Here is a 20,133-nt window from a genome sequence, read left to right as displayed (position 1 = left end):
TCATAACTTTACTTGAATTTAAGGGAATTGCTTTGGCATTGGCTGATGCTGACTAGCAAATATAGTTTTTTAAATATTGAAAAATGCGATCGCGCCACTACATACTACCAGCGCGATCGCTTAATCATCCATGTTTTAACTAATGAGATGCAACTGACTAATAGCAGCGTTGACTAGATGATGGGTGATGGGGAGGCTATCTACTACCATTCCCAGGCATAACAGCATCATGTAAGAGATGGAATAGAGGAACAATTCTCTAGCCGTGGGGCGATCATCTGGGTTATGCAATAAGCGCCAGGATTTGCGGATAAACAAGGCTCCTAGAGATAAAGCGATCGCTGCATAAACGATACCACTAGAGTGCAGAGGATAAACCAGTAATAGAGTAGCGGCGACTGTAATTAGTGTGTAATACCAAATTTGCTTGACTGTTGCGGCATTACCTTCAACTACAGGGAGCATGGGGATACCAACTTTGGCATAGTCATCACGAATCATCAAAGCCAGTGCCCAGAAATGGGGTGGTGTCCACAAAAAGACGATGGCGAAAATTAACCATGCACTCCAGCTTAATGTACCTGTGACGGCTGCCCAACCAACTAAAGCAGGAATTGCCCCAGCCGCGCCACCGATCACAATATTTTGGGTGCTATGACGTTTCAACCAATGGGTGTAGATTAAAACGTAAAAAATAATACCAGATAACGCTAGTGAAGCAGCTAGGAGATTGGCGAATACTGTTAGTAGGGTAAAAGAAAGTACAGCTAGAGCGATCGCAAAAATTAGCGCATCACGCACTTGTACCTTACCGGATGGCATGGGACGATGGCGTGTCCGTTCCATGTCATAGTCAATATCCCGGTCATAAATGCAATTAATTGTCTGGGCGCTGGCAGCGGCCAAAGTACCACCAGCCATAGTGACTAACAATAGCACAGGGTCTACTTGTCCCTTAGCTGCAATCCACATACTTCCAGCCGTAGTAATTAACAACAACGGGATAATACGGGGTTTAGTTAGCTGGTAATAGCTTTGAATTACCTGGAGAAAACTTTCGTGGTGGCGACGAGAGACATTAGTCTCAATCATTTTGAGTTTAATTCCTTATTTTTCAACAACTTAATTGCAGCCCCAGTTGATACCGTGTTGCGTAAGAGTATGTGGGGAGATGAAGGGGATGAGGAATATTAAGGAGGATGAGGAGGATGAGGGAATTAGAATCTTTTCCCAATCTTCCCCCGCTTCCCAATCTCCCCACTTCCTCATTTCGTTTGGGTATTTGTAGCAGTTGCTGTCCAACCAACCGGGTAAGCGTTGATTTCTCGACTTGTAGCCCAGTCGCGTAATGATAGGACGGTAAAAGCTACTAAAGTACCGAGCAGAGTAGCTCCTATCAATTGGTGAGAGACTGTTAGAGGTTCGACTTGGAGATGTAAGCGGAAAGTGGCAAATCCTAAAAGGATTTGTAAAATTAACAGCCCTCCAGCCATATTAGCCAATCGTCGCAGCGCTGGATGTAGTGCAGGTGTCCACCAGGAAATCAAAACCACTGCTAAGGTTGCCACTGTTGGGGGTACTAAGCCAAAAATATGACTGTACATGACATTGCAAAGTTGAGAACCACCAAAGCACTGATGTAGCGCCCAGCGAGAGCCGACTAAAGCACCTAAGAGACTCTGGACGTAAACTAAAATCGCGGCCACTAAACCCACCCAAGGCAACTTACCAACGTTACCTGTGCCTTGATAGGGGGTTAAGGCTATACCGATAATTAGTAGGCTAGTGAAAAACAAGAGCGCTGTTCCCAAATGGGCGGTGACGATATCAAATCGCAATAATTCGGTGACAGTGAGTCCTCCCAGGATGCCTTGAAAGACGATTAAGAATAGGGCAAAAGTCGATGCCCAAGGTAGCCAGGAGGGTAAAGCACGTTTATGCCACCAGGATAAACCAAACAGAGCGATCGCGCTGATGCCAATCAAACCTGCATCCAATCTATGAAACCACTCCAAGAACACTTGGAGATTCATTTGCTTGGCTGGCACTAATTCACCGTAGCAGAGGGGCCAGTCTGGGCAAGCTAGGCCAGCATTCATCACGCGGGTAGCACTACCTATAGCCATCAAAATCAAGGTGGCTATAGACATCTTCCACACTAAGCGACGAATCATATCCTTGGGCTTTTGCTGCTCTGCTGCCGTTTCATTTTGTTGTTCTAGGACAAATTCGTTCATGAACGATACCTTCTGCCCGCCCTTGGTAAGCGGCTTAAAATTTTCTATTTTCATTACCGACCCATCTCCACCCTAGCGTATGTAACCGGGTTTATTGATGAGCTTTTACTTATTACTTTGAACTACTCCAGCGCTTATTAGCCCGAAGCTTTAGGTATTTTTCAAGTTGTCAGAAATTGATTAACGTTCATTAATTTTCAATTGCTAAATTTTCCTTAAATTTTTTTAATTTTTCGCATCTACTGTTGGCAGTATCTAATAAATCTCTTTTACTCAAAATTATTAATATAGTCGAAAAAATTAATAAAGATTTCAGACCATGAGCCACCATATTTCCTCACCTAGATTACCTTAGTAAGTGAGACGCATTGAGATAACGTAATCAATTCAATTAAGTGAGCCGTGAAAATTCCAAGTTCAATCTGGACATTACTAATAGGCATCGGGCTAACCCTGATCAGCCTTTGGTACGGTCAAAATCATGGGCTAATGCCAGTCGCTGCCGCAGATGAAGCGGATTTAGTGGATGGTCTTTTTAATACAATGATGACTGTTTCCGCAGGTATATTTTTGATTGTTGAAGGTGTATTAATTTACTGTGCAATTAAATATCGTCGGCGGGCTGGTGATAATGAAGACGGCCCACCAATCGAGGGAAACGTACCATTAGAAATACTCTGGACAGCGATCCCCGCAATTATTGTTATCGGTATTTCTGTCTATAGCTTTGAAGTTTATAATGACATCGGTGGTTTTGATCCCCACGCCATCCATGAAGCCCCGATAACTCAAAGTTCCATGACAATGCCAGGGGCTGCCATTGCTGCAACCCTCCAAGATACTCCCAACCTCAATCAAGAAAAATCTGATCAGGCAATGGAAGACCCGGCAACAGCCGCAGTCCGCAACGCCGACCAAATTCCCCAAAAACAGAATGCTCCAGGGGTGGGTATTGTGGCTCCCACCATTGGCCCCAGTCCAGAGAAAGCTGGAAAACCACCAGAATTGGTAGTCAACGTCACAGGTCTACAATACGCTTGGATTTTCACCTATCCTGAAACAGGTATCACCACTGGTGAGTTACACGTTCCCATTGGGCGCGAAGTGCAAATTAATATGACAGCCAACGATGTCATCCATGCCTTTTGGGTTCCCGAATTTCGCTTGAAACAAGATGCGATTCCCGGTAGACAAACCGAAATGCGCTTCACACCCAAAAAAGCAGGTGACTATACTCTCATCTGTGCTGAACTATGCGGCCCCTACCACGGCGCAATGCGAACACAGGTAGTGGTTGAACCGGAAGAAGCATTTAACAAATGGACACAAGAACAGGTAGCAGCTAACAGTGATACGCTCAATCAAGCCGTTGCTATCAACCCTACAGACCTAACCCCCGATGAATATCTCGCTCCTTACACCAAGGAAATGGGGATTAAGCCAGAAATGTTACATCACATTCACAAGTAGTTCAAAGTCCATAGTCCACAGTCCATAGCTATAACCAGCGACTATTGACTATGAGTCCATATTCCAAAGCTATAGCTTATGACTATTGACTATTGACCATTGACTAATGACTATTGACTCTTAACCATGACACAAGCTCAGTTGCAAGAAACTGCCAACATCCCTGCTCTAATTGACGAACCAGGGGTGAGACATTGGCGAGATTACTTCAGTTTTAATACTGACCATAAAGTGATTGGGCTACAATACCTAGTCACTTCCTTCATTTTTTACTGCATCGGCGGCGTGATGGCTGACTTGGTGCGTACAGAACTACGCACGCCAGAAGTAGATTTTGTTACCCCAGAAGTCTACAACAGTTTATTCACACTGCACGCCACAATCATGATTTTCTTGTGGATTGTGCCGGCTGGTGCAGGATTTGCTAACTATCTGATTCCCCTGATGATTGGGGCTAGAGATATGGCATTCCCTAGACTAAATGCTGTGGCTTTTTGGATGATTCCCCCGGCTGGATTGTTGCTAATTGCCAGTTTAGTTGTGGGTGATGCACCAGATGCCGGCTGGACTTCCTACCCTCCCTTGAGCCTAGTCACAGGACAAGTGGGTGAGGGTATTTGGATTATGAGTGTCCTACTGTTGGGAACATCTTCAATTTTGGGGGCGATTAACTTCCTCGTTACCATCCTCAAGATGCGTGTCCCTAGCATGGGTTTCCATCAAATGCCTTTGTTCTGTTGGGCGATGTTTGCCACTTCGGCATTGGTTTTACTTTCAACACCGGTGTTAGCAGCCGGGTTGATTTTGTTAGCCTTTGACTTAATAGCCGGAACAGCATTTTTTAACCCGACAGGTGGCGGTGATCCTGTGGTGTATCAGCATATGTTCTGGTTTTACTCCCACCCGGCGGTATACATCATGATTTTGCCCTTTTTTGGCGCAATTTCTGAGATTATCCCGATGCACTCGCGTAAACCAATTTTCGGTTATAAAGCGATCGCTTACTCATCCTTAGCCATCAGTTTCTTAGGGCTAATTGTCTGGGCGCACCATATGTTTACCAGTGGTATCCCCGGTTGGTTGCGGATGTTCTTTATGATCACCACCATGATCATTGCCGTACCGACAGGGATCAAAATTTTCAGCTGGTTAGCAACAATGTGGGGCGGAAAAATCCAGTTCAACAGCGCTATGCTGTTTGCGATGGGCTTTGTCGGCACTTTCGTAATTGGTGGTATCAGTGGTGTAATGTTGGCAGCCGTGCCTTTTGATATTCACGTCCACGATACTTATTTTGTGGTAGCTCATCTACACTATGTTTTGTTTGGTGGTAGTGTACTGGGTATTTTTGCCGCCATTTATCATTGGTTCCCGAAAATGACGGGACGAATGGTTAACGAATTTTGGGGTAAGGTTCACTTTGCCTTAACCATTGTGGGTTTAAATATGACCTTCTTACCCATGCACAATCTGGGTTTGATGGGGATGAATCGCCGGATTGCACAATATGACCCCAAGTTTGCGACATTAAACGAAATCTGCACTTACGGTTCTTACATCCTGGCAGTTTCCACATTCCCCTTTATTTTCAATGCGATTTGGAGTTGGATGTACGGCGAGAAAGCCGGTAATAATCCTTGGCGGGGACTCACCTTAGAGTGGATGACTACCTCACCACCAGCCATTGAAAATTTTGACAAACTCCCAGTATTAGCTACAGGGCCTTATGATTACGGTTTGGAAAAGGCTAACGAAGGTGTACCCTTATCTGATCCCAATCCAGTTTTATCTGCTGGCCCCAATTCAGTCCTGAGGGCTGAACCTGATGAGCCATATCCAACAATTGAGTCGTAGAAGCTAGAAGAAGCAGAGAAATCATATCTTACTCACAACTCCTCACTTAGCACTCATTACTCCCAAATTCACAATTTTTAAGATTCATGCAAAGTCAAATTATTGACCCAGCGAAAACGGAACTAAATCATCACCATACAGCAGAAGCAGTTGGTCATCACGAAGAACATCCTGATCATCGGTTGTTTGGGTTATTTGTCTTTCTGGTTGCTGAAGGAATGATATTTTTGGGCTTGTTCGGAGCCTACTTGGCTTTCCGTTCAACCTTACCTGTATGGCCCCCAGCAGGTACACCAGAGTTAGAATTATTGCTTCCTAGTGTGAATACCGTCAATCTAATTGCTAGCAGCTTCGTCATGCACAATGCTGATACTGCTATCAAAAAGAATGATGCTAAGGGTATGCGTATCTGGTTAGCAATTACTGCGGCGATGGGTGCAATTTTCTTAGTCGGTCAGGTTTATGAATATACCCATTTAGAATTTGGGCTGACAACTAACTTGTTTGCTAGCGCATTTTACGTATTAACTGGCTTTCACGGACTGCACGTAACTATCGGCGTTTTGGCAATTGTGGCTGTGTTGTGGCGATCGCGCACTCAAGGTCACTACAGTAGCGAAAAACACTTTGGTATCGAAGCTGCGGAAATATACTGGCACTTTGTAGACGTAATCTGGATTATTCTGTTCGGATTACTGTATTTACTGTAAGTATTCATTATTAGTTGTTCACTCCACGCGGACAACATAGAATTAAGCCCCCCTCTGGGGGTTTTTTTATTTATAGCGTTTCGTGATGTGGTTATTTCATTGTGAACGTGGCTGCATAAATCATTAATACTACCCTGATAACTATATAAACGTTTTATTTGAGCTTAATAACACACAATTACAAAAATAAATATTAATTTTGTCATGAAAACAATCCAAAATTATCTTGTAAAGCAACAATCTCAATTCACGCAACATCGATTTTTTCAACAACTAACTGACGACATCACTTTAGAACAATTTGCCTCAATGGCTTCATGCTTGAGCTTTTGGGTGATGTCATTTCAAGATTTACTGCGACTCAACGAAGCGCGAATTACTAACGTTGAAATCCGTGATCTTGTGCGGAGACACCGACTTGAAAATACTGGACACGAACATTGGTTTGTCAGCGATGTAAATGAGATGAAATGCAAAGTATTAACTCTGCAATCAATTTACAGTCGTAATTATGTAACTACACGAGATGCTACCTATGCAATAATGTCGGAAGTTTTTCAAGCGCGTAATGACTACGAGCGAATTGCTTTGTTGTTAGCTCTGGAGTCTACAAGTAATATTTTTTTAGGGGTTACTGTCGATTTTGTTGATACACTTAGTTACTCAATTAGCTTGAGATATTTTTCTGACTACAACCTGGAATTTGAGAAAAATTATGCAATTTTTGAGCAAAAATTAACAACCTATCTCGCAGATATTCATCTAACTCAAGATGATGAGGAAAATCTCTTGAAGATGATAGAACGGGTTTATCATGCTTTTAACTTAATGTTTGATGGACTGACATCAGCTTTAACCGTTAAACCCAAAGTTGAAAAAATACCTACTTTAGCACTTTTATAATGTATGATTTTCCTGTTATTGACTTGAAAGCACAAAAGAAAGGAAAAAATTGTGGAATCTCAATTACAAGTAGAACAGGTAATCAAAACTCTGCAACAGGATTTACCGACACTGTTTGAGAGGGATATCTCTTATAAGATTTATACAAAAGATATTTACTTTCAAGATCCTGTAAATAAATTCAAAGGTAAATTTAACTACAAGATTATCTTTTGGACTTTACGATTTCATGCACGGCTATTTTTTACCAAAATCTACTTCGATTTACATGAAGTATCTCAGCCAGCCGAAGATACTATTTTAGCTAAGTGGACGGTGCGGGGAACATTGCGTGTTCCTTGGGAAGCGCGGATTTTTTTTAATGGTTATTCAACTTATAAACTTAGGAAAAATAACTTAATCTACGAACATATAGACACTTGGGATCGCAAACCAGGAAAGATTTTGCGGCAGTTTTTATGGAAGAGAGGTAATAGTTAATTCATAATTAATTTGTTTCATCTAAGGGTACAACATCGTGAAAAAATTTATAGTCGATGTAACGATGTCCGTCAGATGTGTGATGAAAGATATCGACAAAGCGACTGTTCCATAAAATATTACGAGCAGTATAGTTATGACGGGCATGAACTACTTGTGCTACTGTTTCATCAATGCCACTGATTGAGACTACAATATTTGTGTTTGTTTTGATTAGTGACTCTGCTGACATTCCATAAAGGGGACTTGATTCATCTATTGGATGGAGTACTAACCAACTTAATGTAAAACTAGGTGTCTGATTTCTCAGCAATCTTAAATCATGTAAACGCCGGATAAATTCCCCTTCTGTTGTAATTTCATCGCGCATCAGATAAACTCGCATCTGTGCTTCTAGAATTAAATTGCGTCGCTGATTAGCAGTGCGAAACATCAGAGTTGGTACACCATTGTAAGGGGTAATCACTGCGACACTACTAAATATTACACGAGCAGAGGGACGGGAGAATCTAGCAAATGCTAGACCTGTCATCACCGCAATTCCTACCAAACCAACCATAGCTTCGATGGTGACAATAGTATTGGCGTATAGTGTTTTGGGATACATCGCACCATAGCCAATAGATGCGAGTGTTTGCACACTAAAGAAAAATAAATCTGAAAAAGAGCCTGGTTGAGCATTGGCGATACAATCTCCTCCTAACCAGTAAGCTACGGCAAATATGAGATTAATTGCTACATAAGAAAGACAAATTAGTAATAAAAAGCCAGGCCAAGGAATTGTTAATAATAAATGATAAGGATCGCGCAAGTAGGAATACCATGCACCCATACCAATAATTTGAAATTGTCCATCCTGAATTTTGATTTGAACTCGCTGTGGTCGTTTCTTTGATAGTCTCTTCAGTCGAAATTTCATCGGAAGTAGCCACAAGAACGGCAAATACTAGTAATTTTACTAAATTAAGTAGCCGTCATGAACCACGTAAAACAATAACGGATGAAAAAAGTCAATAGTCAATAGAATTGTATTCCGTACTTTTGCGCCATTTGAAATGGTGGCGTTGCTGTATGATGTTGCTTCACTCAGCAAATACACGTCCCAAGAACTCTACTATTTCCGCCCAAGCTGAGGTAGTCGCAGCAGCATCGTAGCGATCGCCATCATCACGCATGAAGGTATGTTCGGCTTCATACAAAACTACTTTGTGGGGTACTTTAGCGTCTTCAATTGCTCTAATTAAGGTGATGCGATCGCTCTCTGGTATGTGAGGATCAAGTGTACCCAGCACCAGCAACATTTCGCCTGTAATTTCGCTCACCCGATGGATAGTATCAGCTACACCCTTACCCAATTTACCACTGGGAATCCCTGTAGGATAGCAGCAGACAGAGGCTTTAATTTCATCTTCAAAGGCGGCCCGGAAGGCTAAATGTCCACCAATGCAAAAGCCAACAGTACCGATTTTATTGGTATCAACAGAGGTTTCTGCTTTGAGAAAATCGATTACAGCACGAGAATCAGCATCATATTGAGCGATCGCTGTTCGTCTCGCATTATCATTACCCCGCATTCTCCCGAGATCATTCGGTTCAATGACTAGTCCAATTGGTTCCAGGCGATGAAAAATTTCTGGTGCTGCGACTACATACCCATATCCAGCTAAATAATTAGCTAGGCGAATTATCGGGCTACCCAACTGATAAATATCGCTATAGAAGACAATCCCTGGATACACTCCTGCTGGTTTGGGAGATGCGACATAGACACGCATTAAGCTGTCATCTACTCTCAACTCTACATTGCGCTTGGTGATTTGCACTTTTTTTGCTCCGTGTCATGCTGGCGTTCATTAGCTTCTACATCGGTAAGTAATGAAATCTGGATAGGCGTTACTGTTGCTTTCTCCATAGAACTTAAAATTAAGTACTGGATTTGTATCCAAAAAAAACAATTTGTCAAACACTTTTAATTATCGATTTGAAAGAAAACTGTGTTTGTTATTATTAATAACTAAAGTTAAGGTAAATTCAAGCACATTTTATTAAGCATATAATATCTAAAATCATGGGAAATATTAATGCTGTACCCGAACCACTTGGTGAAACAACTGATGTAGAAGTTTGGCTCAGTAGAGCTGGGTTAAAATTTGCAGACTTGAGTCACGATGTCGCTAGTAAAGCTATACGTAAGCAGTGGCGAGAGTATCAAGCCGCAGTGCAGAAGTGCTGTGTGGCACTGCATCAACCACCTGAACGTGTTCAGCTAAGTGGTGTTTATGCCAAGTTGAGAATACCTGGTGATACATCAATCGCCAATGATGAAAATGTACTCAATCTCTAGATAAGTAGCAACTTGCTCTCAAACCTCAGCGTTGATCCCCTTCTCTGTGAGGGAAGGGGAGTAGGGGGAAGAAACAGGTCAAATTGAAATTGGCTGTAACTATTTTTGCGCTCTGTAAATTGGACTTAGCTGACGATAAGTACCCAGTAATTCCAAAAATTTATCAAAATCGAAACTTAAAGGGTCTACTCTTTGGCTAGAACGATCTACTGCTTTATGTGTAGTAATGCGATCTTCCGGCACTTGGCTTTGAGCAATTAACCAAGCTAAAGAATTATATTGTTCTTCTGTATACCCACTATGAGACGTTAAGAAATTGTTGCCACGTCCATCTGGTGGTGTTTCTAGGGAAACGTGATAAGCAAAATTATTGATGGATGGCGGTAAGTTAGGATTCGTTTTGACAGTTTCGCTTCCATCTGGCCCATCAAATACTGAGTTAGCAGCGCCAAAGGCTCGCTTTTCTGGCGGTACTAAATATATCACAGTTCCATCAAGCTTAATTATGGCGTGATAACTTGCTTGGACTGTTTCATCTGTATGGGGTGTTTGGAAAAAGTTAACTGCACTCGAAGCAGAATTACTAGTTTCGTGAAGAACGATAATTGGTTGATTATTTAAGGTTTGTCTATTAATATCTTGGGCATATCTTTCACCATAATTACTCGGATGTACCGCCGCAATTTCCAGTTTTGGTTTATATCTAGCGAACGCCTGAGTAGTTGTATATCTGCCAGGAGACTGATTAGTTATCGCGGGGGCGTTAACCACATCTTCAGCTTTTTTATTTTCACTTGTTACGGACTGGACTTGGATTTGGGGGTATTGTCTCCAGGCTGTAATTTCTGGATTTGATATTGCTGTATCCTGTTGTAACTGTGTAGCTTTCCCGGCTAACAATGCCAATATTAAAGCGGCTAACATCAGAAAAATCAGCGTAACTCTGGTAGCCCAGTCACGAAAATTCATTTTTTTATATTTATAATGCTGCCTTAATTAATATTAATATACTTATCCTGATAGACAATAGGTTATAAATATAATCTTTTCAACTATAAAAATATTTCTCTAGAAAGATAAAGAAGTAAAGTCAATATTGTTTAATTATAGGTTTTATTTGTTTATTTTTTCATGTCTTTAATGGCTGGGCTGGAATCTATTGTTTTAATAGATAAATAAAACTTTTTCAGGACTTAATTCCTTTAAACCTTTCCTTCGCTTTGGTAAATGCTTCTTGCATGACAGATTGAATTTTTTGCGGATCTGGTTTATTACCGCCCATTAAATCACCGAAATATACGCAAGCAGTTTCACCTAAAGACCAAGTATAAGCTGCTGCCCAAGATGCAGCGATCGCACTCCCAAATCCTGGGACAAATTTTACTAATTCTCTGCCTATGGCTTGGGCTAAAAAACCACCAGCGATCGCACTTACAATCCCACCAGCTTGCGATGGGGTGACGGTCTGACCATATAATTTGCCTAAAAGCGTCACCATCGAAACTTGTAAAGCTGTAAGTACTGGCATGGTAGCAAATGGCAATGGTACGGCTGCCAGTGTCGCCGCCATCACCGCAAAGGATAAGGTGTAACGCCTGCCAATATCTCGGTAGATATTACCTAGTTTCTCCCCTGCTTGCTGATCTAATAACTGATAAATAGCCTGGGCTTCTGCTTCTGGAAGGAGTTCTGCCAGATTATCTCTGAGGGCATCTAAGCCGTAAAATACGGGATTGTAACCATCTTCTTCTAGGGTAAAGTCAATCAGGAGAGAGCGATCGCACAATCCCGTAAAGGCTTCTTGAATCGCCACAAAAGCCCGGTTTAATTCCTCATAGTTTGGGGGATAATCTGGATGATTCTCCACACTTGGGGGGTAAACCTCATGTAAACAAGTAACTGCTAGTAAACAAGGAATGTCTGGATACTGCTGACGCAACTTTTGAGCAATTTGCCGCAGGGTATCAGTAGCAAAATCATTAATTTTCACTGTCAAAATCAAGACTCTGGCGCGGCTACTTTTCTGTTGTAAGTCTCCCACCAAATCTTGAATTACTGCTTGAGTTTCCTGGTTAATATCTCCTAGCCCTACTGTATCAGTAAAAATCAGTAGGGGCAGATCATTAGATGGATAGGCGTAGCGTTGGGTGTGTTGGGTGTGGGGGCGAAAGCCTTGTCCGACAATCTCCGCAGAAACGCCAGTGAGTCCACGGACAATGGAACTTTTACCAGCTTGCGGCTTACCAATCAACAAAGCCTCTGTAGTTGGTAGTTCTTTGCGGACTTTCTCCAAAATCTCCGCAACTTCAGCTTCACTCACACTGAACCACTGGAAAAACTTCTGGGAAACTTGTTCCACTGGTAATATCTGCACTAAGCTATCTGCTGCCTTTTTCCAGACACCAGTAACACGGTTTGTCCAAGAATTATCTTCTCGCCTAGTCATCGCACTCGATTATTGAGTTACACCCTATCTATATATTTTAATTCTGCATAACTGCATCTAATAAAACATCAGCACCAAAGCGGACGACATCGGTGCAAGGTAAACCGGTTTCTGCTATTGTTTGAGCGATCGCCTCTTTAGCTGCATACTCATCTAAATGGGCAGTATTCAAAGCTATACCCACCACAGGTACAGTCCCAAACGCCCCACCAGCACTAGCTACAGTTTCATACAGCCGAATTACTTCCGGTAACGGTGGAATCGGGACGTGGGGATTATTGCGATTATGAGTCTGTCCGGCGCGGTGTACTAAAACCAGTTGAGTAGGTTGGGAACCACGCATCAGAGGTAAGGTAGCAGTAGAACCAGGATGTAGTAAGGAACCTTGCCCTTCAATGTGCAGGATGTCATAATTTTTACCGTAGCGCATCACCACCTGTTCCACAGCACCAGCCGCAAAATCTACCCGCACCGCATCCAAGGCGACACCGTCCCCTTCCAACATCACACCAGTTTGACCGGTAGCCAAAAACTTAGAACGCCAACCCCGCAATTTTGCCGCCCAATGTAGTTCTAGACTGGTGGACATTTTCCCAATAGCCATGTCTGTTCCCACCGTCAATACCCGCCGACAGGGTAAAGTCCGTGCTGCACCACTAGCCACATCTAAATTAGCTGGTTCTTTGCGGACATCCCAAATCAATTGTCCTGGTTGGAGGAGTTCATTTAAATCGGGAATACTGGCTAAGGGTGTGTGTAAACCATTCACCAAAGACATTCCAGCTTCTAAAGCAGTTTTCAGTTCTATCCAATAATCATCTGGTACACCACCACCTTTAGGGGCAATACCAATTACCAAAACTTGGGGCTGGTACTTCAAGGCAGATGCTACCGAATCTACAATCGGTACATCACGTTTAATACCTGTAATTTCTTTCAAAGACTTGCCCGCACATTCGCGGTCAATCACTGCAACAATAGGGGCTTCACTGTAGCGTAAAAGTGCTAACCCTGTTTTACCAACAGATCCATTAGTTCCTTCATGTAGTAGAATTGCTACTCGTTGATTAAGCGGCAGACGCACTATATTTGACCCCCAAGCCTGGTAAATCGTTTGGTAATACTCGTCCCTCTTCTAGCAATGCACCTGTAAAGGGGTCATCGCTTAAATTGAGGTGACTGTCTAAATCTAAGTAATCAGCTAGTGGCGCTAGTTGTGCCGCAGCCGTATTCGATAATGTACTGTCAGAATAGCAGCCGAACATGACTTGCAACCCACAAGCCCGTGCTGTGTGTACCATCCGTAGCGCCTCAGTTAAGCCCCCAGATTTCATCAATTTAATATTGATGCCATCGACATAATTAGCTAAACGGGGAATATCAGCACTATTAAAGCAACTTTCATCGACAAAAATCGGTAGGGGCGATTTTTCCTTGAGTTTAACTAAATCCGCTTCTTTTCCCCTAACTAGCGGCTGTTCAACATATTTTATCCCCAAATCAGCCAGCCAACTGCACATCTGCACAGCATCATCCAAATACCAACCCCCGTTTGCATCCACAAAAATTTCTTGTGCTGGTGCTTCTTGCTGCACGGCTAAAAGCATTTGCTTGTCTGCTTCTATGCCATCAGGACTACCTAACTTCACTTTCAACAAGCTCACATCGGTAAATTCTAACCAGTCTCTTGTGCGTATTTTTGCTCCTTGGGGTGTATTTATCCCAATTGTGACGGAAGTTGGTACTATAGCATGGCGATCAAGTCCCCAGATTTGCCACAAAGGTAAGCCTACAAGTTTTCCCAGCCAGTCGTGCATAGCCATATCTAAGGCTGCTCTCACTGCTGAAGGAACCTGATATTTTATGAATACTTGCTCAATTTCTTGACGCTGCAACGGGCTGAATGGTTGTAAAAATGGCACAAGTTGCTGCAAGAAGTCTTTAATTGTATCAGTTGATTGTCTATGATTTCCCACACCAAACGGTGAAGCCTCACCCCAACCCTCAATGTCATCATGTACAATCTTCACCCAGACATTTGTTGTTTGTGCTGTAGTGCCGCGACTAATGGTCAAGGGAAATCTTTTATTGACCGTAAACAAAATGACTTCTACTTGCATAAGAATGCTCAATCTTTGCTGAGAGCAAAAACAGTGTAAATACAAAGTCTAGCTTATTTGAGGTATCTGTTATACTTTTTTACATTCATCCTGAATAGCTAAAATTTTAAGTAATAAGCCTTAAAGAAATGAATTTATGAGTAAATTACAAAAATGGCAAATATTAAACTCAAAGATGGTCTTGGATCATCCTTGGTGTCAAGTCAGACAAGATGAGGTTAAATTACCAAGCGGTACGATAATAGATGACTATTTTTTAAATATTAGACCTGATATTGTTCTGGTTGTGCCAATTACTGCTAATAGAGAACTTATATTTGTGCGTCAATACAGACATGGGGTAGGAAACTTTTTTCTAGAACTACCAGCAGGGAGATTTGATCCAACACAAGAAAGTGCAGAAGATGCAGGTTTGAGAGAATTACAAGAAGAAACTGGTTATGTAGCTAAAAATTTGACAAAAATTTCCATACTATATGATAATCCCAGTAAAGATACTAATCAAATTCACTTATTTTTAGCAGAAGATGTTGTTAAAGTTGGAGAACAAAATTTAGATATTACAGAAGAAATTGAAGTAGTTTTCATTCCTGTAGAGTCAGTGTTGGAGAAAATTATTCAAGGTGAGATTTCAGTGGCGGGAACTATTGCAGCTTTATTTTTAGGTTTAAAGTTGATTACGGATAAGTAATTAATTTCTGTTTTAAATTTACTGGATATTTTAAAAGTATTATTTCTCATACAAAATCTTTAAAATAAAAACCCATTCCCTGCAAGGAAATGGGTTTTTAAATGACTAATTAGCTGTAGCTTTCCTGTAATTTGCATCTAGCCAACAACGGGGAAGATTTTCGCCAGAAGGGAAAACGAGATTTTCTTTCAAGAAAGAATCGGTATCTTGTTCTTCTTGACCTTCTTGATCTTTGCCATGAACAATATCAATATTGGGGTCAATCAACTCCTGAATATCAATAATTTTCACTAAATCGCTAGTATCTTTGATTTGTAAAAACATACAATTATCCTCACTATTAACTATCTAACTTGGGAAAACTTTCATGACCAGATTTTTCGATTAATTGCCTAAAAAGCATATACGCTTCTTCTGGTGTTAGGGCTTCAGATTCTATTTCATTAGGAATGTAATATTGCCTGTTATCAGCAAAATAACGCACAACAAAGCTGTGTATCAGATTTAGTTGCAAAGCTTTTTTACCCAATTTATCTGCTGTTTCTGCCAGGGTATATTCATTATGAAACTCATGCAATACCATATAATTCACCTCCTCAAGCAAGGGGTGGAAAAAATGAAATGCTGCAATAATCTGATTAAAAAATTATATTTCGCCTTGATATTTCTCTAAAATATCAACCAAATTGACCTGACATTGCAATGGTAATAAATCTATTAAAGGCAGTTCTCGTCTACCACCGCCAATTTTTACAGTAATTGATTCTAGGACTTTTATAACTCGGTCTTCATCGACTGCATTAGAAGTAATTAAGGGATATAACTGTTCAGCAACAACGGTATGTAATTTAGCATCAGATAGATATAGATGCCATTTAGCAATATCTATATAAACATTTTCGCCAATCTCAGATGCTAGGGCTTCTAGTAATTCTGTAGTGTTAGTCTTAGCCATAAAAATCACCCCATAGGAAAAGCACTGATTCCAGAGTGCTGTTAGGTTAGTGTGAGTTTTGAGTTTTCTATCCCCTAAACTCTAGTCTCTAGCCCCTAGCCTCTTGATCATCAGTTATTTGTATCAGCAGTTGATGACAACTACTCAACATTATCGCGCAATTAGACGGCTGACTGTACAACCACAGGTTACAATTGCCCCAGCTTTAGGAGTCCATCTTCAGGTGGATTTAGGTGGTGTAGGTGAATAGTTAGCGATCGCCACAATGTAAATTAGATGCACTAACAATACTATTACCCAAACAGCCGTTAACAACGGTAGCCATTCCCATGTAGCTAGTGTGAGATTATGGAAAAACCATAAGCCGGAGTTAATCGTCGCAGTAACAGCTACATGGACGGCAAAATTCATCCGGTCATCTAACTTGCGGAATTCTGGGTCTTTGCGATCGGGTTTGCGGGGCCAACGAGGAGGCATAAATATTTGTTACAAATTTCAACACACCCTGATTATACTAAGGTGTTAGCCACAAAATCTTTGCTTTTCTCTATAAATACGTTGTGACGAGATACTTAGGACTCCCACAATTTCTTGTTTTTCGTTACGTAAAGGTATACCTTGGCAAGTGAAAGAACAATTGAGTGACATTTAAAATTTTATAGATAAAATATGATTCTACTTTTTGATAGAGGGAGCTAATAAATTCACTGGTGAAGATGATGATAATCTTTAGAGGTGGATGAAGATGGCTAAAGCAAACCCAGTACAAATCCAAAAACACTTAAAAGGTGTTGACTATCCTGCTAGTAAACAAGAGTTAATTCAACACGCTCAACAGCAGGGAGCCGATCAGAAGGTAATTTCCTTATTAGAGCAATTGCCAGAAGATGAGGAATATGACAACCCCACAGACCTGAACAAAGCTATAGGTAAAATAGAGTAATTTATGGTGCTGGTGGAAAGTAATCTCCTGATTTTCCACCAGTTTTACTAACTAATCTAATTGATTCAATTTGCATCGATTTTTCTAGAGCTTTTGCCATATCATACAAAGTTAAAGCAGCAACAGACACGGCAGTTAAAGCTTCCATTTCCACACCAGTTTCGGCTTTAGTTTTGACTGTGGCTTGTATTTGATAACCAGGAAGTTGAGAATCTGGTGTAATCTCGACAGCAACTTTTTGTAATGGCAGAGGATGACACAGGGGAATTAAATTGGATGTTTGTTTAGCCGCCATAATCCCCGCTAATCTGGCTGTGGCTAAAACATCGCCTTTGGGTGTGTTCCCAGCTTGGATAGCAGCTAAAGTCGCTGGTAGCATCCGCACTTGAGCCGCAGCCACTGCTTGCCGAACAGTAGGCACTTTATCAGACACATCTACCATCTGCGCCTGTCCCTGGCCATCTAGATGAGTGAGGTTGGCAGAATTTTTGGGAAAAGGGTCTTGCATAATTATGAATGAAGGTGCTAGTATATATTTCTTGTAAGGGCGTGTAGCTCAGTGGACTAGAGCACGTGGCTACGGACCACGGTGTCGGGGGTTCGAATCCCTCCTCGCCCGTTTGAAAGGTGAAAGTAAAAAGGTAAAAGGCAAATTGATTTTGCCCATATCTTTTTACTTTCCTAGTTAATGTTATCTAAAGAGTAGACATCTTGACCGCGACCCAAAGCAAACCGTAGGGAATAGGTTAAGTTTTTGCTGGATAGAGTCAAGAAAATCAGCAGTGCTAATAACGTTAAACCAGTAGTGTAAGCAAACATACTGCGATAGCCTGTTTGTTCAGCTACCAAACCTAAAAAGGGAGCAGCGATCGCAATCCCTAAATCAAATCCCGCGATACAAATAGCGAAAATCTGTCCCCGTTCTTGCGGTAGCGAACGGTCTGCCATCATGGTTGTAATCATCGAAATCATTGTGCCACCACCACAGCCTTCAGCCAGCGCCGCCAGGATGAAAGCATTGGTACTGTTGGCTTGCCATAGGAGTAGAGATGCCAACAAATAGGCGACTATACCAAAAGTAATGAACAAACCCCGACCAAAGCGATCGCTCGCTTTGCCGGCAAATATCCGTAAACTAAAACTAGCAATGGCGGCGATGGTATAAAACAACCCGGCATTAAATTCCACCCCTGTTGATTTAATAAACAGTGGTACAAAGGTATGTACAGCACCAACCCCTACACCAATTAGCAACATCACCAAAGTTGGTACTCTTACTCGTGGACTAGTCAAAATCTGCCAGAAATTACTATCCTTTGTGCGTGTTCGCTCTTTTTTGACTGGAGGATTATTGACTTGCAACGCACCCAATAATCCGATAAAAGCTAATTCAGCCGTTAACAAAAATAAAAAAGGATAACCAGTCGCATCTTGTAAATATCCCCCCAAGGCTGGCCCCATTGCCAAGCCAAGAGGAGCCGTTAGACTCATATAACTGATAATTTCGCCACGAGTAGCAACCGGAGATAAATCTGCCACTAAAGCACTGTAGCCAGTAGTAAAAGCAGCAATACTAATGCCATGAAATATCCGCACCAGCATTAATAATGGAATTGCTTTAAATGCCAAATAACCAAAGGGGGCGGTTGTCGCCACCATCGTACCAATTAACAAAAGTAATTTCCGACCGTGTTGATCTGCAAGTCGTCCTAGCATGGGGCGAAATAATAACAACCCAATAGCGAAACCACCCATGACAATCCCAATTTCTTGCTTGCTGCCTCCCACATCCTCAATATATAGGGGTAGGGTAGGCAAAAAGGTAGCAGTACTCGACCAGAACAATAAACCTGCCGTAAATAGAATCAGCAGGTTAAGCCGCAGACTTGCGTCAAAGGTATTAAAAGCTTTCAAGGCAGATGCAATTTAATGCTAAATGTGTTTGATTAATATTTTTACCTTAGTTAGCTTTTTTTGCTACTACTTCTCTTACTCGATAGATGGGGCGACCTTGGGATTCGTGGTATGTACGCATAAGTAACTCTGCCAGAAGACCAAAGCAGAATAGCTGTACTCCCGTTACTAGCAGCAGTACACCCAAAATCAGCAATGGGCGATTACCAATCATTTCACCTAAAACTAATTTGACAAAAGTTAAGTAAATTCCTATAGCTGTTCCCACAACCATAGAAATCAGACCCAACAGCCCAAAAACGTGCATTGGGCGCGTGAGGAATTTTTTCATAAAAGAGATAGTTAATAAATCCATCAGAACACGGAATGTCCGCCATATACCGTATTTACTCCGCCCAAAGCGTCGGGCATGGTGTCGTACAGGAATTTCCGTAATTCTGGCTCCTTCGATGTAAGCTAAAGCTGGCAAAAAGCGGTGTAGTTCACCATAGAGGTTCATATCTGCCACCACTTCTGAACGATAGGCTTTGAGAGAACAGCCATAATCATGCAATTTTACTCCCGTGATTTTGCCAATCAACCAGTTGGCAATTTTAGAAGGAAGTAACCGCGAGACGGCTGCATCCTGGCGTTTGTGTCGCCAACCACTAACTAAGTCGTAGCCTTCATCTAACTTTGCCAAGAGGATGGGGATATCTTCTGGATCATTTTGCAAATCAGCATCTAAGGTGACGATCGCTTTCCCTAAAGCATAGTTAAATCCGGCTGACATCGCCGCAGTTTGACCATAGTTACGTCGCAAAATCACCGCTTTTAAATCAGAACGGATTTGTGCTTGTTCTTTGAGAAATTTATCTGAACCGTCAGTTGAGCCATCATCGACACAAATAATTTCGTAACTCAACTCACCAGCAGATAAAGTAGATGCGATCGCCTCCAATAACAAAGGCAAACTTTCCACTTCATCATGTACTGGCACTACCACGGAAACATCAGGAATCATGGGCGAAATGCCTTCATTTTCTGGAGTCACCCTGGACGAAATCAGTTCATTTCTCATATTCCT

The 20,133-nt window shown here is 41.7% G+C and carries 24 protein-coding genes and 1 tRNA gene; 10 read left to right on the top strand and 15 right to left on the bottom strand.

Annotated elements, in window-relative coordinates; translation table 11 throughout:
* Window positions 1-45 precede the first annotated feature (45 nt).
* Complete coding sequence (locus H6G18_RS25010) at window positions 46-177, top strand: hypothetical protein (protein ID WP_277875580.1); 132 nt, start codon at window positions 46-48, stop codon at window positions 175-177.
* On the opposite strand, the gene H6G18_RS10815 is transcribed toward H6G18_RS25010, so the two are convergent.
* Entirely contained in the window at window positions 136-1,092 is a 957-nt protein-coding gene (locus tag H6G18_RS10815; protein WP_190407105.1) for a heme o synthase, read from the bottom strand. The genes H6G18_RS25010 and H6G18_RS10815 overlap by 42 nt on opposite strands.
* A gap of 173 nt (window positions 1,093-1,265) precedes the next feature.
* On the bottom strand, window positions 1,266-2,237 hold the full coding sequence (locus H6G18_RS10810; RefSeq protein ID WP_190407104.1) for a COX15/CtaA family protein: 972 nt from the start codon (window positions 2,235-2,237) through the stop codon (window positions 1,266-1,268).
* A 402-nt stretch (window positions 2,238-2,639) separates the two neighbouring features.
* Here H6G18_RS10810 and H6G18_RS10805 point away from each other — a divergent pair, with 402 nt between their 5' ends.
* From H6G18_RS10805 to H6G18_RS10785, 5 genes are all read left to right on the top strand, one after another.
* Entirely contained in the window at window positions 2,640-3,707 is a 1,068-nt protein-coding gene (locus H6G18_RS10805) for a cytochrome c oxidase subunit II (RefSeq protein ID WP_190407103.1), read from the top strand.
* Window positions 3,708-3,833: 126 nt separating this feature from the next.
* Window positions 3,834-5,561, top strand: coding sequence for a cytochrome c oxidase subunit I (ctaD, locus tag H6G18_RS10800; RefSeq protein ID WP_190407102.1), 1,728 nt, complete (start codon window positions 3,834-3,836; stop codon window positions 5,559-5,561).
* Window positions 5,562-5,647: 86 nt separating this feature from the next.
* Window positions 5,648-6,271 (top strand): cytochrome c oxidase subunit 3, encoded by a 624-nt coding sequence (locus H6G18_RS10795; protein WP_190407101.1) that lies wholly within the window; start codon window positions 5,648-5,650, stop codon window positions 6,269-6,271.
* 204 nt (window positions 6,272-6,475) lie between these two features.
* A complete protein-coding gene (locus tag H6G18_RS10790) occupies window positions 6,476-7,174 on the top strand; it encodes a hypothetical protein (RefSeq protein WP_190407100.1) in 699 nt (232 codons plus the stop codon).
* 51 nt (window positions 7,175-7,225) lie between these two features.
* Complete coding sequence (locus H6G18_RS10785; protein ID WP_190407099.1) at window positions 7,226-7,654, top strand: DUF2358 domain-containing protein; 429 nt, start codon at window positions 7,226-7,228, stop codon at window positions 7,652-7,654.
* Window positions 7,655-7,661: 7 nt separating this feature from the next.
* Here H6G18_RS10785 and H6G18_RS10780 read toward each other — a convergent pair whose 3' ends face one another.
* Window positions 7,662-8,573 carry an ion channel gene (locus H6G18_RS10780; protein WP_190407098.1) on the bottom strand — a complete coding sequence of 304 codons (912 nt, stop codon included), beginning with the start codon at window positions 8,571-8,573 and terminating at the stop codon, window positions 7,662-7,664.
* Window positions 8,574-8,736: 163 nt separating this feature from the next.
* Window positions 8,737-9,477, bottom strand: a complete 741-nt coding sequence (locus tag H6G18_RS10775) for a dienelactone hydrolase family protein (protein ID WP_190407097.1) — start codon at window positions 9,475-9,477, stop codon at window positions 8,737-8,739.
* Window positions 9,478-9,722: 245 nt separating this feature from the next.
* Here H6G18_RS10775 and H6G18_RS10770 point away from each other — a divergent pair, with 245 nt between their 5' ends.
* Entirely contained in the window at window positions 9,723-9,998 is a 276-nt protein-coding gene (locus H6G18_RS10770) for a hypothetical protein (protein ID WP_190407096.1), read from the top strand.
* 99 nt (window positions 9,999-10,097) lie between these two features.
* Here H6G18_RS10770 and H6G18_RS10765 read toward each other — a convergent pair whose 3' ends face one another.
* The 4 genes from H6G18_RS10765 to H6G18_RS10750 all read right to left on the bottom strand — a co-directional run bounded on the left by H6G18_RS10765 (window position 10,098) and on the right by H6G18_RS10750 (window position 14,564).
* Window positions 10,098-10,967 carry a peptidoglycan recognition protein family protein gene (locus tag H6G18_RS10765; RefSeq protein WP_190407095.1) on the bottom strand — a complete coding sequence of 290 codons (870 nt, stop codon included), beginning with the start codon at window positions 10,965-10,967 and terminating at the stop codon, window positions 10,098-10,100.
* Window positions 10,968-11,184: 217 nt separating this feature from the next.
* Entirely contained in the window at window positions 11,185-12,444 is a 1,260-nt protein-coding gene (locus H6G18_RS10760; RefSeq protein ID WP_190407094.1) for a GTPase family protein, read from the bottom strand.
* A gap of 37 nt (window positions 12,445-12,481) precedes the next feature.
* Window positions 12,482-13,528: a DUF1611 domain-containing protein gene (locus tag H6G18_RS10755; protein ID WP_190407093.1), complete on the bottom strand. Its 1,047-nt coding sequence runs from the start codon at window positions 13,526-13,528 to the stop codon at window positions 12,482-12,484.
* Entirely contained in the window at window positions 13,512-14,564 is a 1,053-nt protein-coding gene (locus H6G18_RS10750; protein WP_190407092.1) for a dipeptide epimerase, read from the bottom strand. Before H6G18_RS10750 ends, H6G18_RS10755 begins: the two co-directional genes overlap by 17 nt.
* A gap of 136 nt (window positions 14,565-14,700) precedes the next feature.
* On the opposite strand from H6G18_RS10750, the gene H6G18_RS10745 reads away from it, so the two are divergent.
* A complete protein-coding gene (locus H6G18_RS10745) occupies window positions 14,701-15,255 on the top strand; it encodes an NUDIX hydrolase (protein WP_190407091.1) in 555 nt (184 codons plus the stop codon).
* A 105-nt stretch (window positions 15,256-15,360) separates the two neighbouring features.
* Here the strand turns inward: H6G18_RS10745 and H6G18_RS10740 are convergent, their stop codons facing one another.
* The 4 genes from H6G18_RS10740 to H6G18_RS10725 form a co-directional block, all read right to left on the bottom strand.
* Window positions 15,361-15,579, bottom strand: a complete 219-nt coding sequence (locus tag H6G18_RS10740; RefSeq protein WP_190407090.1) for an acetyltransferase — start codon at window positions 15,577-15,579, stop codon at window positions 15,361-15,363.
* A 16-nt stretch (window positions 15,580-15,595) separates the two neighbouring features.
* Window positions 15,596-15,838 carry a hypothetical protein gene (locus H6G18_RS10735; RefSeq protein WP_190407089.1) on the bottom strand — a complete coding sequence of 81 codons (243 nt, stop codon included), beginning with the start codon at window positions 15,836-15,838 and terminating at the stop codon, window positions 15,596-15,598.
* A 63-nt stretch (window positions 15,839-15,901) separates the two neighbouring features.
* The gene (locus H6G18_RS10730; protein ID WP_190407088.1) at window positions 15,902-16,210 is read right to left on the bottom strand and encodes a DUF3181 family protein; all 309 of its coding nucleotides are present in this window, start codon (window positions 16,208-16,210) and stop codon (window positions 15,902-15,904) included.
* Between the two features lie 219 nt (window positions 16,211-16,429).
* Window positions 16,430-16,687 (bottom strand): hypothetical protein, encoded by a 258-nt coding sequence (locus H6G18_RS10725; RefSeq protein ID WP_190407087.1) that lies wholly within the window; start codon window positions 16,685-16,687, stop codon window positions 16,430-16,432.
* Window positions 16,688-16,955: 268 nt separating this feature from the next.
* Between H6G18_RS10725 and H6G18_RS10720 the strand changes: the two genes are divergently transcribed.
* Window positions 16,956-17,153: a DUF2795 domain-containing protein gene (locus tag H6G18_RS10720; RefSeq protein ID WP_190407086.1), complete on the top strand. Its 198-nt coding sequence runs from the start codon at window positions 16,956-16,958 to the stop codon at window positions 17,151-17,153.
* A gap of 1 nt (window position 17,154) precedes the next feature.
* On the opposite strand, the gene moaC is transcribed toward H6G18_RS10720, so the two are convergent.
* Window positions 17,155-17,661 (bottom strand): cyclic pyranopterin monophosphate synthase MoaC, encoded by a 507-nt coding sequence (gene moaC / locus H6G18_RS10715; RefSeq protein ID WP_190407085.1) that lies wholly within the window; start codon window positions 17,659-17,661, stop codon window positions 17,155-17,157.
* Between the two features lie 37 nt (window positions 17,662-17,698).
* Here moaC and H6G18_RS10710 point away from each other — a divergent pair.
* A tRNA-Arg gene (locus tag H6G18_RS10710) sits at window positions 17,699-17,772 on the top strand.
* A 62-nt stretch (window positions 17,773-17,834) separates the two neighbouring features.
* Here the strand turns inward: H6G18_RS10710 and H6G18_RS10705 are convergent.
* Window positions 17,835-19,067 (bottom strand): MFS transporter, encoded by a 1,233-nt coding sequence (locus H6G18_RS10705; protein ID WP_190407084.1) that lies wholly within the window; start codon window positions 19,065-19,067, stop codon window positions 17,835-17,837.
* 46 nt (window positions 19,068-19,113) lie between these two features.
* Complete coding sequence (locus tag H6G18_RS10700) at window positions 19,114-20,127, bottom strand: glycosyltransferase family 2 protein (RefSeq protein ID WP_190407083.1); 1,014 nt, start codon at window positions 20,125-20,127, stop codon at window positions 19,114-19,116.
* Window positions 20,128-20,133: the final 6 nt, after the last annotated feature.

The organism is Anabaena subtropica FACHB-260, from assembly GCF_014697105.1.
GTDB classification, from domain to species: domain Bacteria; phylum Cyanobacteriota; class Cyanobacteriia; order Cyanobacteriales; family Nostocaceae; genus Trichormus; species Trichormus subtropicus.
Note: the sequence above shows the minus strand (reverse complement) of the source record. Positions and strands in the feature narration are given on the sequence as shown.